The following is a 15,546-nucleotide window of genomic DNA, read 5'->3' on the forward strand; positions in this document are numbered from 1 at the left end:
CGCCAGACGCACGAGCGTCTGCGCGTCGTCGAAGAGAGCAAGAGCGAGCCGATCGCGATCGTCGCGATGGCCTGCCGCTTCCCGGGAGGCGTTCGATCGCCCGAGGATCTCTGGGCGCTCCTCGTGGACGGCAAGGACGCGATCTCGCCGTTCCCCGAGAGCCGCGGGTGGAACCTCGACGCGCTCGCCGGCGGCGGCGCGGCGCGCGAGGGCGGCTTCGTGGAGGACGCCGACCTCTTCGATCCGGCGTTCTTCTCGATCAGCCCGCGCGAGGCGCGCGACATGGATCCGCAGCAGCGCGTGCTGCTCGAGATCGCGTGGGAGACGATCGAGCGCGCGGGGATCGATCCCGCATCGCTGAGCGGCACGAACGCCGGCGTCTTCGTCGGGGTGATGCAGGGCGACTACAGGAGCTCGGCGCCGCGCGCGACGCGCGGTCACGACGGGTACGCCGTCACGGGGCGGGTCGCCAGCGTCGCGTCCGGGCGGATCGCGTACACGCTCGGCCTCGGCGGGCCGGCGATCAGCGTCGACACGGCGTGCAGCTCGTCGCTCGTCACCCTCCACCTCGCCGCGCGCGCCCTCCGCGAAGACGAGTGCTCTCTCGCGCTCGCCGGCGGCGTCACGATCATGGCGACGCCAGACGTCTTCGTCGAGCTCGGCACGCAGCACGCCGGCGCGCCCGACGGGCGATGCAAATCATTCGCGGCCGGAGCGGACGGCGCGGGCTGGGCGGAAGGCGCCGGGATGCTGCTCCTCGAGCGCCTCTCGGACGCGCGCAAGAACGGCCACCCCGTCCTCGCCGTGCTCCGAGGCTCGGCGATCAACCAGGACGGCAAGAGCCAGGGGCTCACCGCGCCGAACGGCCCTGCGCAGGAGCGCGTCATTCGCGCGGCGCTCGCGAGCGCGCGCCTCGCGGCGAGCGACGTACACGCCGTCGAGGCGCACGGCACCGGCACGACGCTCGGTGATCCGATCGAGGCGCAGGCGCTCCTCGCGACGTACGGCCAGGCGCGCTCGAAGGAACATCCGCTCTGGCTCGGAAGCCTCAAGTCGAACGTCGGGCACACGCAGGCCGCCGCGGGGATCGGCGGCGTCATCAAGATGGTGCTCGCGCTGCGCCACGGTCTCCTGCCGAAGACGCTGCACGCCGCGAGCCCGTCGCCGCACGTCGACTGGTCGCCGGGGACGGTGCGCCTCCTGACCGACTCGGTGCCGTGGGAGCCGAACGGGTCTCCTCGGCGGGCGGGCGTCTCGTCGTTCGGCATCTCGGGCACCAACGCCCACGTCATCCTCGAAGAGGCACCGGCGGATGAGGCGCCTCCGGCCCCGGACGCGCGCTCCCATGCCGGCGCTCTGCCCTTCCTGCTCTCGGCGAAGACCGAAGCCGCGCTGCGGGCGCAAGCAACGCGCCTCCACGCGCACGTCGCGCGCGATCCCGACGTCGCCCTCGTCGACGTCGCGGCGTCGCTCGCGACCACGCGGTCGCATTTCGAGCGTCGCGCCGCCGTCGTGGCAGACGATCGCGCCGCGCTGCTCTCGGCGCTCGCGGCGCTCGCGGAGGGGCGCGCGGGGGCAGGAACGGCCGCGGGCGAGGCGCTCCCGTCGGGCAAGGTCGCCTTCGTCTTCCCCGGCCAGGGCTCGCAGTGGCCATCGATGGCGCGCGCTCTGCTGGCCTGCTCGCCCGTCTTTCAGGCCGAGATCGAGGCGTGCGAGCGCGCCCTGGCGCCGCACGTCGACTGGTCGCTCCTCGCCGTGCTCGGCGGCGACGAAGCGCACGCCGCGCCCATGCTCGAGCGCGTCGACGTGGTGCAGCCCGTGCTGTTCGCCGTCATGGTCGCCCTCGCCGCCACCTGGCGCGCCGCCGGAGTCACGCCCGACGCCGTCGTCGGCCACAGCCAGGGCGAGATCGCGGCCGCCTACGTCGCCGGCGCGCTCTCGCTCGAAGACGCCGCCAGGGTCGTCGCGCTCCGCTCGCGCGCCATCACGAAGCTCGCTGGACGCGGCGCCATGGCGGCCGTCGAGCTCACCACCGCCGACCTCGAGGCGCGCCTTGGGCCCTTCGGCGGACGCCTCGCGATAGCGGCGATCAACAGCCCTCACGCGGCCCTCGTCTCCGGAGACCCCGACGCCATCGACGAGCTCGTCGCAGACCTGAGCGGGGCGCAGCTGTTCGCCCGCAAGGTCCGCGTCGACTACGCCTCCCACTCCGCCCACGTGGAGGCCATCGAGCGGACGCTGCTGGAGGCGCTCGACGGCATCGCGCCGCGCCCGGCGACCGTGCCGCTGTACTCCGCGGTCACGGGCGAGAGGCTTGATGGCGAGGCCCTCGACGCCGCCTACTGGTACCGAAACCTGCGCCACACCGTCCGCTTCGAGCAGGCCACGCGCGCCCTGCTCGACGACGGCCACCGCTTCTTCGTCGAGGTCAGCCCTCACCCCGTGCTGACCGTCGCCCTGCGCGACACCATCGACGCCTCGGGACATGACGCGGTCGCGTGCGCGTCCCTTCGGCGCGACGAAGGAGACCTCGCGCGCTTCAACCTCTCGCTCGCCGAGCTCCACACGCGAGGCCTCGCCGTCGACTGGCGCGCCTTCTTCGCCCCCTTCGCGCCGCGCACCGTCGCGCTCCCGACCTACGCGTTCCAGCGCGAGCGCTTCTGGCTCGATGCGCCCGAGGCGCGCCCCGGCGACGCGACACGCTCGGCGGCGAGCGCCGCCGACGACGCGCTCTGGCAGGCGATCGACCGCTGCGACGTCGACGCGCTCGCCGAGACGCTCGGCGTCCGGGGAGACGAGGCGCGCGCCGCGATCACCGCCGTCGCTCCGGCGCTCTCGACGTGGCGGCAGCGGCGGCACGCCCAGAGCACGGCCGACGCGTGGCGGTACCGCGTCGTGTGGAAGTCGACGAGCGCGCCGCGAGACGCCAGCGTCGAAGGGACGTGGCTCGCGCTCACGCCGGCGGCCGGAGGCGAGCTCGCCCGCGCCGTGACCGCCGCGCTCGCCGCTCGCGGCGCGGCGGTCGTCACCGTCGACGTGGCGCACGACGACGCCGATCGCGGTCGCCTCGCGACGCGCCTGCGCGCGGCGATCGCCGACGGCGTCACCGTGCGAGGCGTGCTGTCGTTCGCGGCGCTCGACGAGACGCCGCTGCCCACGCACGCGGCGGTGCCGACCGGGCTCGCGCTCACGCTCGCCCTGGCGCAGGCGCTCGGCGACGCAGGGATCGCCGCGCCGCTGTGGCTGTTCACGCGCGGCGCCGTCTCGATCGGGAGCGCCGACCGGCTCACGCGTCCTGCGCAGGCGATGACGTGGGGCCTCGGGCGCGTCGTCGGCCTCGAGCACCCCGAGCGCTGGGGCGGCCTTGTCGACGTCGGAGAGGCGCTCGGCGCGGGGAGCGCGCTCGGCGCGAGGGGGCTCGCGCACCTCGTCGCGTGGATCGCGCAGCGCGGCGACGAGGACCAGGTCGCGCTCCGTCCCGCTGGTCTCTTCGCGCGGCGGCTCGTGCGCGCGCCGCTCGGCGAGGCCCCGGCGATCCGCAAGCTCGCGCCGCGTGGGGCCATCCTCGTGACGGGCGGCACCGGCGCGATCGGCGCGCACGTCGCGCGCTGGCTCGCCGAGCACGGCGCCGAGCACGTCGTCCTCACGAGCCGGCGCGGCGCCGCCGCCCCGGGAGCCGAGGCGCTGCGCGGCGAGCTCACCGCGCGCGGCGCGCGCGTGACGATCGCTGCGTGCGACGTCGCCGACCGCGAGGCGATCGCGGCGCTCGTGCGCGACGTCGAGGCCGAGGGGCCCGTGACGGCCGTCTTCCACGCCGGCGGCGTCGGCCCGCAGGCGGCGATCGCGGCGACCGACATCGCCGATCTCGCCGACGCGGTCGCCGGAAAGGCCGCGGGGGCTCGGCACCTCGACGAGCTCTTCGGCGATCGCGCGCTCGACGCGTTCGTGCTGTTTTCGTCGGGCGCGGGCGTCTGGGGTGGCGGGCAGCAGGGCGCGTACGCGGCCGCGAACGCGTACCTGGACGCGCTCGCAGAAGAGCGGCGCGCGCGCGGGCTCGCGGCGACGTCCGTCGCGTGGGGCGCCTGGGCCGGCGGAGGCATGCTCGCGGAGAACGCCGAGGCGGACGCGCGCCTCCGACGCATGGGCTTTTCGCCGATGGCGCCGCCGCTCGCCGTCGCCGCGCTCGCGCGCGCCCTCGAGCACGATGAGACGAGCGTCGCCGTCGCGGACATCGACTGGGCGCGCTTCGCCCCGTCGTTCGCGTCGGCGCGCCCGCGTCCCCTCATCGGTGAGATCGCCGAGGCCCGTCACGCCCTCGACGCGCTCGCGGAGCCGGCGGCGGCGCCGCACGGCGAGCCTCCGTTGCTTGCGGCCCTCCGCGCGCTCGACGAGGTCGATCGCCTCCCGCACCTCGTGGCGCTCGTGCTCGCGGAGACGGCCGCCGTGCTCGGGCACGCGGACGCCTCGCGGATCGAGCCTCATCGCGGCTTCTTCGAGCTCGGGCTCGACTCGCTCATGTCCGTCGAGCTGCGCCGCCGCCTTCGACGAGCGACCGGCGTGGCGCTCCCCGCGACGGTCACGTTCGACCACCCGTCGCCCCGCCGCGTCGCGATGTTCTTGCGCGACACGCTGGCCCACGCGCTCGGCGAGGTGCGCCCCGAGCGCGACGCCGGCGCGCCCGAGAGGGCGCGCGCGCCCCTCGACGAGCCGATCGCGATCGTCGGGATCGGCCTGCGCCTCCCCGGCGGCGTGGCTGACACGGACGGGCTCTTCCGGTTCCTCGAAGAGGAGCGCGACGCCGTGGGCCCGATCCCCGCGGCGCGCTGGGACGCGGACGCGGCGTACGATCCCGACCCGAACGCGCCCGGAAAGAGCTACGTCCGACGCGCAGCGCTCCTCGATCGCGTCGATCTCTTCGACGCGGCTTTCTTCGGCATCAGCCCGCGCGAGGCGAAGCACATCGATCCTCAGCACCGCATCTTGCTGGAGACGGCGTGGCAGGCGCTCGAGGCCGCGGGGATCGTGCCGGAATCGCTGCGAGACACGCAGACCGGCGTCTTCGTCGGAGCGGGCGCGAGCGACTACGCCGCGCTCCGCGGCGCCCTCGAGGAGGCCGAGGCGTACGACTTCATGGGGACGATCTCGTCGTTCGCCGCGGGGCGCCTCGCCTTCACGCTCGGCCTCCAAGGGCCGGCGCTCTCTGTCGACACCGCGTGCTCGTCGTCGCTCGTCGCGCTCCACCTTTCGTGCCAGTCGCTGCGCCGCGGCGAGTGCGATCTCGCGCTCGCCGCGGGGGTCCAGGTGATGGCGCACGCCGAGCCGTTCGTGCTCCTCTCACGGACGCGCGCGCTCGCGCCCGACGGCCGCTCGAAGACGTTCTCGGCGAACGCCGACGGCTACGGCCGCGGCGAAGGCGCCGTCGTGCTCGCGCTCGAGCGCCTCAGCGACGCGCGCGCGCGCCGGCATCCGGTGCTCGCGGTCGTGCGCGGGAGCGCCGTCAACCACGACGGCGCGTCGAGCGGGATCACGACGCCGAACGGGACGGCGCAGCAGAAGGTGATCCGCGCCGCGCTCTCCGACGCGCGGCTCACGCCGGCGGACGTCGACGTCGTCGAGTGCCACGGCACGGGGACGTCGCTCGGCGATCCGATCGAGGTGAACGCGCTCGCGGCGGTGTACGCCGAAGGGCGGCCGGCCGAGAGCCCGCTCCTCGTCGGCGCGCTGAAGACGACCCTCGGGCACCTCGAGTTCGCGGCCGGGCTCGCCGGCGTGGCGAAGATGGTGGCCGCGCTGACGCACGGGGTGGTCCCGGCGACGCCGCACACGAGCCCGCCGAACCCGCACATCGACTGGGACGCGATCCCGATCCAGGTGGCCGACAAGGCGCGCCCGTGGCCGCCGCGCGGGCGCCCGCGCCGCGCCGGTGTCACGGCGATCGGGCTCTCGGGAACCAACGCGCACGTGATACTCGAAGAGGCGCCGTCGCCCGCGGAGCCCGAGGTGGACGCGCAGGGCAACGCCGGCGCGGGCGATTCGGCGCTGCTGTTCCTTCTGTCGGCGAAGACCGACGACGCGCTGCGCGCGCAAGCGGATCGCCTTCGCGCGCACCTCGCCGCCGCCCCCGACCTCGCGCTCGCCGACGTCGCGCTGTCTCTCGCGACGACGCGCTCGCACTTCGAACGCCGCGCCGCGATAGTCGCGAAGGACCGCGACGCCCTGCTCACGGCCCTCGACGCGCTCGCGCGCGGCGCTCCGGCGCCGGAAGCTCGAACCGGCGACGCAGCTTGCAGCGGAAAGGTCGCCTTCGTCTTCCCCGGCCAGGGCTCGCAGTGGCCCGAGATGGCCGCGTCCCTCCTCGAGACCGACGCGGTCTTCCGCGAGCAGATCGAGGCGTGCGAGCGCGCGCTCGCGCCGCACGTCGCGTGGTCCCTCGGCGCGGTGCTCCGCGGAGAGGCCGTCGGGGGCGAGACCGCCGCGCCGCTCGACCGGGTCGACGTCGTCCAGCCCGTCCTCTTCGCCGTCATGGTCGCGCTCGCCGCGTCGTGGCGCGCCATGGGCGTCGAGCCCGACGCCGTCGTCGGACACAGCCAGGGCGAGATCGCCGCCGCGTACGTCGCGGGCGCGCTCTCGCTCGAAGACGCCGCGAAGGTCGTCGCCCTCCGCGCGCGCGCCATCACCAAGATCGCCGGGCGCGGCGCGATGGCCGCGGTCGAGCTGAGCGCCGACGAGCTCGAAGCGCGCCTCGCCGCCTTCGACGGACGGGTCTCGATCGCCGCGATCAACAGCCCGCGCGCGACGCTCGTAGCCGGCGACGTCGACGCGATCGACGCGCTCGTCGGCGACCTCGGCGCCGCGCAGATCTTCGCGCGCAAGGTGCGCGTCGACTACGCGTCGCACTCCGCGCACGTCGAGGCCATCGAGGCCGACCTCGCGACCGAGCTCGCGGGGATCACGCCACGCGCGTGCGTCGTGCCGCTCTACTCCGCCGTCACGGGCGCGAAGCTCGACGGGACCGCGCTCGACGCGGCCTACTGGTACCGAAACCTCCGGCAGACGGTGCGCTTCGAAGACGCGACGCGGGCGCTGCTCGCCGACCAGCACCGCTTCTTCGTCGAGGTGAGCCCGCACCCCGTGCTCGGCCTCGCGCTCGGAGAGACGAGCGAAGCGGCCGGCGCGAGCGCCGCCGTCGTCGGCACGCTCCGGCGCGACGAAGGTGATCGCGCGCGCCTCCTCCTCGCGCTCGCCGAGCTCCACGCCCGCGGGCGCGAGCACGACTGGGAGGCGTTCTTCGAGCCTCTCGGCGCCCGCCGCGTCGCGCTGCCGACGTACGCGTTCCAGCGCGAGCGCTTCTGGCTCGAGCCGGAGGTGGCGCGCTCCGCCGACGTCGCGTCGGCCGGGCTCACCCCCGCGGATCATCCGCTCCTCAGGGCCAGCGTCGCCCTCGCCGACGCGGACGGGTTCCTCTTCACGGGTCGCCTCGCGCTCGCGGAGCAGCCTTGGCTCGGGGGCCACGAGGTCTTCGGCGCGCGCGTCTTGCCGGGTACCGCGTTCCTCGAGCTCGCGATCGCGGCGGCCCATCGCGCCGGGCTCGAGCGCGTCGAGGAGCTCACGCTCGAAGCGCCGCTCGCGCTGCCTCCGAAGGGCGGCGTCGCGGTGCAGATCGCGATCGGCGCCCCCGACGAGACGGGGCGGCGGAGCATGACGATTCATGCGCGGCCCGACGCCGGTCCAGACGAGCGCGCGCCGCACGAAGGCGCGTGGACGCGGCACGCGAGCGGGACCGTCGCGCCGAAGGCCGAGCAGGCCGCGTTCGATCTGCGCGCGTGGCCGCCTCCCCTCGCCACCCCGATCACGACCGACGGCTTCTACGACCGCATCACGGACGCGGGCATCGCGTACGGCGGGGAGTTTCGAGGGCTGCGCGCGGCATACCGCGGCGGCGGCGACGTCTTCGCCGAGGTCGCGCTGCCAGAAGGAGCGGAGGGCGACGCGCATCGCTTCGGGCTCCACCCCGCGCTGCTCGACGCCGCGCTGCAGGCCCTCGTGCTCGAGATCCCCGCGGGCTCCGCGCGCGTGGCGATGCCGTTCGCGTGGTCCGGCGTGACGCTCCACGCCGTCGGCGCGAGCGCGGCTCGCGTGCGCCTCACGCGGCGCGACGACGAGACCGTCGCGATCGCGATCGCCGACGCGGCGGGCGCGCCGGTCGCGTCGATCGACGGGCTCGCGATGCGCGCGACGTCGCCAGAGCAGGTCCGCGCCGCGGTCGGCGTGGGGCGCGACGCGATCGCGCGCGAGGCGCTCTTCCGCGTCGACTGGACCGAGCTGCCCTCCCCCACGGGCGCGCGCGGCGCAGGCCCCTGGGCGATCCTCGGCGGCGACGACGCGCTCGCGCGCGCCTTCGCGGGCGCGGGGATCGCCGTCGAAGCGCACCGTGACGTGGCCTCGATGGCCGGCGCGCTCGCCCGCGGCGCCGCGCCGCCGAGCGTCGTCGTCGCGCCGTACGCGAGCTCCGACGCGGGCGGCTCCGCGGCGCGCGCGCACGAGGCCGCCGCGAGCGCGCTCGCGCTCCTCGAGGCGTGGCTCGCCGACGAGCGCTTCGCGCCGTGCGCGCTCGTCGTGCTCACGACGCGCGCGATCGCCACGCGCCCCGACGAAGACGTCCGCGACCTCGCGCACGCGCCTCTCTGGGGGCTCGTCCGCGCGGCGCAGGCCGAGCGCCCGGACCGCGCGATCTTCGTCGTCGACACCGACGGCGAAGGCGCGTCGCACCGCGCGCTCGCGACGGCCCTCGACGGGGCGGAGCCGCAGCTCGCGCTCCGCGGCGGACGGAGGCTCGCCCCTCGCCTCGCGCGCGCCACGACGGCCGCCGCCCCCGCGCCGCGCGCGCTCGACCCGAACGGGACGGTGCTCGTCACGGGCGGTACCGGCACGCTCGGCGCGCTCGTCGCGCGCCACCTCGTCGAAGGGCACGGGATCACGAACCTGCTCCTCACCTCGCGGACGGGGTCGGACGCCCCTGGCGCCGAGGCGCTCCGGCGCGACCTCGAGGCCCGAGGCGCGCGCGTGACGATCGCCGCGTGCGACGTCGCGAGCCGCCCCGCGCTCGACGCGCTCGTCGGGTCGATCCCGCGCGAGCACCCGCTCACGGCGATCGTCCACGCCGCCGGCGCGACCGCGGACGGTGTCATCGGCGCCCTCACGCGCGATGAGCTCGCGGTCGTCTTCCGCGCGAAGGTCGACGGCGCGCTTCATCTCCACGAGATCACGCGCGAGCGCGATCTCGCGGCGTTCGTCCTGTTCTCGTCGGCCTCGGGCGTGATCGGCGGCCCTGGGATGGCGAACTACGCGGCGGCGAACACGTTCCTCGACGCGCTCGCGCAGCGGCGGCGAGCGCTCGGCCTGCCCGCGTCGTCGCTCGCCTGGGGCTACTGGGATCAGAGCACCGGGATGAGCGCGCGCGTGGGCCCCGCGCTGCGCGCGCGCATGGCACGCGGCGGTCTCCGCGCGCTCTCGGCGGAGGACGGGCTCGCCCTCTTCGACGTCGCGCTCTCGCACCCGGACGCCTCGCTCGTCCCCGCGCGCTTCGCGGCGATCGCCGACGGGACGGACGCGCTGTCGCCGCTCCTCCGCGGGCTCGCGCGCCCGAGGGCCGCGCGTCGCGCCGGCGGCGCGGGGGCGGCGCAGGCCGCGCTCGCGCCGGAGCGGATCGCCGGCCTCTCCGAGGCCGAGCGCGAACGCGCAGTCGCCGACGTGGTGCGCGGCGAGATCGCCGCCGTCCTTGGCTACCGCACGCCGAGCGAGCTCGACGTGGACCGTCCGCTCCGTGAAATCGGGCTCGACTCGCTCATGGCCCTCGAGCTCCGAAGGAGGCTCGCCGCCGCCTCGCAGCGGGCGCTCCCCGCGACCCTCCTCTTCAACCACCCGACGCCCGCCGCGCTCGTGCGCGTCCTCCTCGCCGAGATGGCCGCGCACGCGAAGGCCCCGCCGCCCGCCGCGGGCGACGAGATCGATCGCCTCGAAGACGCGCTCTCCGCGGCCCACGCGAACGCGGCGATCCGCGATCGCCTCACGGCGCGCCTCCAAGCGCTCCTCTCGACGTGGGACCGCGAGCGCGACGCCGCGGCGGACGGCGACCTCGCGGACCGCGTGCGCGCGGCGAGCGACGACGAGCTCCTGAGCATGTTCGACCGAGAGTTCACGACCAACGCAGGGACCGCCTCATGACCACCATGGAAGCCGAGCTCCGGAAGCGCCTCGAGCAAGCGATCGTCGAGCTGAACCAGCGCCGTCAGAGCCTCGCGCTCGCGACCGAGAAGGCGCACGAGCCGATCGCGATCGTCGCGATGAGCTGCCGCTTCCCGGGCGGCGTCGCGACGCCCGAAGATCTCTGGCGTCTCCTCGAGGGGGGGCACGACGCGATCTCCCCGTTCCCGGACGACCGCGGCTGGGACCTCGGCGCCCTCCACGCGCGCGCGGGGGCCGGGAACGCGTGCGCGCGCGGAGGCGGGTTCCTCCGCGACGCCGACAGGTTCGACGCGAGCTTCTTCGGGCTGAGCCCGCGCGAGACGCTGGCGCTCGATCCGCAGCAGCGCGTGCTCCTCGAGATCGCGTGGGAAGCCATCGAGCGCGCGGGGATCGACCCGACGACCCTCCACGGCACGCAGACCGGCGTCTTCGCCGGCGTGATGTACAACAGCTACGCCGCGCAGCACCTCCACGCGCCCGACGATCGCGACGGCTACGTCGTGACGGGCACCGCGCCGAGCGTCGCGTCCGGCCGGATCGCGTACGTGCTCGGCCTCGAAGGCCCCGCGATCAGCATCGACACGGCGTGCAGCTCGTCGCTCGTCGCCGTGCACCTCGCCTGCCACGCCTTGCGTCAGGGCGAGTGCGCGCTCGCGCTCGCCGGCGGCGTCACCGTGATGGCGACGCCCGGGCTCTTCCATGAGTTCGGGCCGCAGCACGCGGGCTCTCCCGACGGCCGCTGCAGATCGTTCTCGGCCGACGCGAACGGCGCGGGCTGGGCGGAGGGCGCGGGCATGGTGCTCCTCGAGCGCCTCTCCGACGCGCAGAAGAACGGGCGCCCGATCTTGGCCGTCCTGCGCGGGTCGGCGATCAACCAGGACGGGAAGAGCCAAGGGCTCACCGCGCCGAACGGCCTCGCGCAAGAGCGCGTCATCCGGTCGGCGCTCGCGAGCGCGCGCGTCTCGGCGCACGAGATCGACGCCGTCGAGGCGCACGGGACGGGGACGAGCCTCGGCGACCCGATCGAGGCGCAGGCGCTCCTCGCGACTTACGGCAAGGCCCGCGCGGAGGGCGGCCCGGTGTGGCTCGGGAGCCTCAAGTCGAACATCGGACACACGCAGGCGGCGGCAGGGATCGCCGGGATCCTCAAGATGGTGCTCGCGCTCGAGCACGGGCTCCTGCCGAAGACGCTCCACGTGAGCGCGCCCTCGCCGCACGTCGATTGGTCCGCGGGGACCGTCCGCCTGCTGACGGATGCCGCCCCGTGGCCTCGCGGCGAGCGACCGCGCCGCGCGGCGGTCTCGTCCTTCGGCATCTCGGGCACCAACGCGCACGTCATCGTCGAAGAGGCGCCCGTGCCCGCGGCGTCCGCCGCCGCGGCGATCGAGCCGGCGCCGCGCGCCCCCGGAGCGCTCCCCTTCGTGCTGTCCGCGAAGAGCGACGCGGCGCTCCGCGGGCAAGCGGCCAAGCTCTACGCGCACCTGGCGGCCGCGCCCGACGTCCCGCTCGTCGACCTCGCGTTCTCGCTCGCCACGACGCGCGCGCAGCTCGACCATCGAGCGGCCCTCGTCGCGCACGACCGCGCGACGCTCCTCGGCGCGCTCGACGCGCTCGCGCACGGGCGCTCGACCCCCGGCGCCGCCCTGGGTCGCGGCGCGCTCGGCGGGAAGCTCGCCGTCCTCTTCACGGGGCAAGGAAGCCAGCGCGCCGAGATGGGCCGCGGCCTCTACGCCGCGTTCCCCGCGTTCCGCGACGCGTTCGACGCAGCCTGCAGCCACCTCGATCGCGCCCTCGAACGGCCGGTCCGCGATGTCGTCTTCGCGCCGCGAGAGACGGAGCTCGCCCGGCTGCTCGACGAGACCCTCTACACGCAGACGGCGCTCTTCGCCGTCGAGGTGGCGCTCTTCCGCCTTCTCGAGGCGTGGGGGATCACGCCCCACGCGCTCCTCGGCCACTCCGTCGGCGAGCTCGTCGCGGCGCACGTCGCCGGCGTCCTGTCGCTCGAGGACGCGTGCACGCTCGTCGCCGCGCGCGCGCGCCTCATGCAAGACCTGCCGGCGCGCGACGCCGCGATGGTCACCGTGCACGCGTCCGAGGACGAAGCGCGCGCCGAGATCGCCGCGGGCCCGGGCGGCGTCGCGATCGCCGCGATCAACGCGCCGGCGTCCGTCGTCCTCTCGGGCGACGCCCGCGCGGTGCTCGCCGTGACGGGGCGCTTCGAGGCGCTCGGGCGCAAGACGACGCGCCTCCGCGTGAGCCACGCGTTCCACTCGCACCACATGGATCCGATGCTCGACGCGTTCCGCCGCGTCGCCGAAGGGCTCCGCTTCCACCCGCCGCGCATTCCGATCGTCTCGAACGTGACAGGAGAGCGCGCGCGCGACGAGGATATCTGCTCGCCGAGCTACTGGGTCCGCCACGCGCGAGACGCGGTGCGCTTCGCCGATGGGCTGGGAGTTCTCCGGAGCATGGGGGTTTCCACGTTCCTCGAGGTCGGCCCGCACGGCGTCCTCTCCGCGCTCGGGCAAAGCGCGCGCGCGGCCGATGTCGGCGACGAGCACGCGTTCGTCCCGTCGCTCCGCGCCGACCGCCCCGACGTCGACGCCATGGCGAACGCGCTCGCCGCGCTCTTCGTCCGCGGGCAACGCGTCGACTGGGCGGCGTTGTTCGCGCCGTTCCGGCCGCGTAGCGTCCGGCTGCCGACGTACGCCTTTCAGCGCGAGCGCTTCTGGCTCGACGCTGCGCGCGCCTCCGCCGCTGCCCCCGTCACCTCCGAAGAGACACGCTTCTGGCAGGCGGTCGAGCAGCGCGACGTCGAGGCGCTCGCGGCGGCGCTCCGCGTCGACGGCGAGGGTCGGGCATCGCTCGCGGCGCTGCTCCCGGCGCTCGCGGCGTGGCGGCGCGAGCGTCACGAGCAGGGTACGGTGGACGCGTGGCGCTACCGCGTCGTCTGGAGGACGCTCGAAGCGCCGCCCGCCGGCGACGTCGCCGGGCGGTGGCTCATCGTGGCGCGCGACGGCGTGGCAGAAGACGTCGCGGCGAGCTTCGCGCGCCTCCTTGAAGCGCGCGGCGCCGAGGTTGTTCACCTGCGCCTCGGCGGCGATGACGCGAGGCGCGAGCGCACCGCCGCGCGCATCCGCGAGGCGATCGGGGATGCCGGCTCGGTCCGCGGCGTGCTGTCCCTCGCCGCGCTCGACGACGGGACGCGCGGGCGGGACGCGTCGCTGCCCGCGGGGCTCGCGCTCACCCTCGGCCTCGTGCAGGCCTTGGGCGACGTCGGCGTCGCGGCGCCTCTGTGGCTCGTCACGCGCGGCGCGGTCTCGACGGGGCGCGCGGACCTGCTCGGACGCGCGACGGACGCGATGATCTGGGGCCTCGGCCGCGTCGTGGGGCTCGAGCACCCGGAGCGCTGGGGCGGGCTCGTCGACCTCGCCAGCGGCGTCGACGCGACCGCGCTCGACCGCCTCGCGCCGTTCCTCGCGTCCCGCGACGGCGAGGACCAGCTCGCGGTCCGCCCGACAGGCATCTTCGCGCGGAGGCTCGTCCGTGCGCCCCTCGGCGACGCTCCGCCCGCGCGCACCTTCACGCCGCGCGGCACCTCCCTCGTCACCGGCGGAACCGGCGCCCTCGGCGCGCACGTCGCGCGCTTCCTCGTCGGGCGCGGCGCAGAGCACCTCGTCCTCGTGAGCCGCCGGGGCGAAGACGCCCCGGGCGCCGGCGCGCTCCGCGCCGAGCTCGAGGCGCTCGGCGCGCGCGTGACGCTCGCCGCCTGCGACGTCGCCGATCGCGCCTCGGTCGCAGCTCTGCTCGCCCGCCTCGACGCGCAAGGCGACCCCGTCCGCGCCGTCGTCCACGCGGGCGGCGTCGTCGCGCAGGCGGCCCTCGCGTCCACCGATCTGGACGGCGTCCGCGCCGTCATCGCCGCAAAGGTCCTCGGCGCGCTCCACCTGCACGAGCTGCTCGGGGACCGCGAGCTCGACGCCTTCGTCCTCTTCGCCTCCGGCGCGGGCGTCTGGGGCAGCGGGCAGCAAGGCGCGTACGCCGCCGGCAACGCGTTCCTCGACGCGCTCGCCGAGGTGCGCCGCGCCGCCGGTCTCACGGCGACGTCGATCGCGTGGGGCGCCTGGGCGGGCGGCGGGATGCTCGCCGATCACGCCGACGCCGAGGAGCACCTCCGGCGGCGCGGCCTCGCGCCGATGGCCCCAGCGCTCGCGGTCGTCGCGCTCGCGGGGGCCCTCGATCACGACGAGACCACCATCACCGTCGCCGACATCGACTGGGCGCGCTTCGCCCCCGCGTTCGCCTCCGCGAGGTCGCGCCCGCTCCTCTTCGATCTGCCCGACGCGCGCGACGCGCTGGAGCCCACGTCCGAACCCGCCGGCGCACGGGCCGCAGGCGAAGACAGGGCGCTCCGCGACGCGCTGAGGCTTCTCTCGGACGCCGAGCGCGCGCACCGCCTCGTCGCGCTCGTCGTCGCCGAGACCGCCGCCGTCCTCGGGCACGCCGACGCGTCGGCGATCGATCCTCACAAGGGCTTCTTCGATCTCGGCCTCGACTCGCTCGTCGCCGTCGAGCTCGTCCGGCGGCTCCACGCGCGCACCGGCGTCAAGCTCCCTGCGACGCTCGCGTTCGACCACCCGACCCCGGACGCGCTCGCGCGGCACCTCGACGCGGAGCTCGCGGCCGACGGAGGCGCCGAGGACGCGGTCTTCGCCGCGCTCGACACGCTCGCGTGGCGCCTGGCGGCGATCACCCGAGACGACCCGCGGCGCGCCGCGGTGGGCGCGCGCCTGCGCGGGCTCGTGTCGCGCTGGACGAGCGCCGAGGCCGGGACGGACGAGGTCGAGGCCGAAGATCTCGGCGCGATCAGCGACGACGAGCTGCTCGCGGTGATCGAGCGCGAGCTCGACGGAGAACCTCGCGCGGCCTTGATCTGAGGCGCGCCAGCGCAGAGCGCGAGGAGGCCGCCGCGGTGGAGGGCGCTCTCGCGCTGCAACGGCATCGGACGGGCAAGGAGGTGAACAGGCCGCGCCAGGCGAGGGGTCAGGGGCCAGGGGCCTGCGCGCGCGGCGGGGTGTGGAGGCTGGGCCCCCGCCCCGCGTGGGCCGCGCGACACCATTTGCCTCCTTCGCCGCTACTGGATCACCGGGACCGCTCGCGCGAGCCGCGGCGACTTCGCGACCTTGTCGCTCGCGCGCGCTTCGCGTTCGCGCGGCGCGTGTTGGCCTCTTTTTCGGCGTGGGCCCCGTGGCTCACGGCCCCGCGGGCTCCGGTCGAGCCCGACACTCGATGGGACCATCG

At 75.8% G+C, this 15,546-nt stretch carries 1 protein-coding gene and 1 pseudogene; both read left to right on the plus strand.

Annotated elements, in window-relative coordinates:
• Window positions 1–18: 18 nt before the first annotated feature.
• Complete coding sequence (locus WME98_RS18645; protein ID WP_437954003.1) at window positions 19–10,224, plus strand: type I polyketide synthase; 10,206 nt, start codon at window positions 19–21, stop codon at window positions 10,222–10,224.
• Window positions 10,225–10,322: 98 nt separating this feature from the next.
• Window positions 10,323–15,182: pseudogene (locus tag WME98_RS18650) on the plus strand (type I polyketide synthase); the annotation flags it as partial.
• Between the last annotated feature and the right edge of the window lie 364 nt (window positions 15,183–15,546).

The organism is Sorangium sp. So ce296, from assembly GCF_051529605.1.
Taxonomy (GTDB): domain Bacteria; phylum Myxococcota_A; class Polyangia; order Polyangiales; family Polyangiaceae; genus Sorangium; species Sorangium cellulosum_D.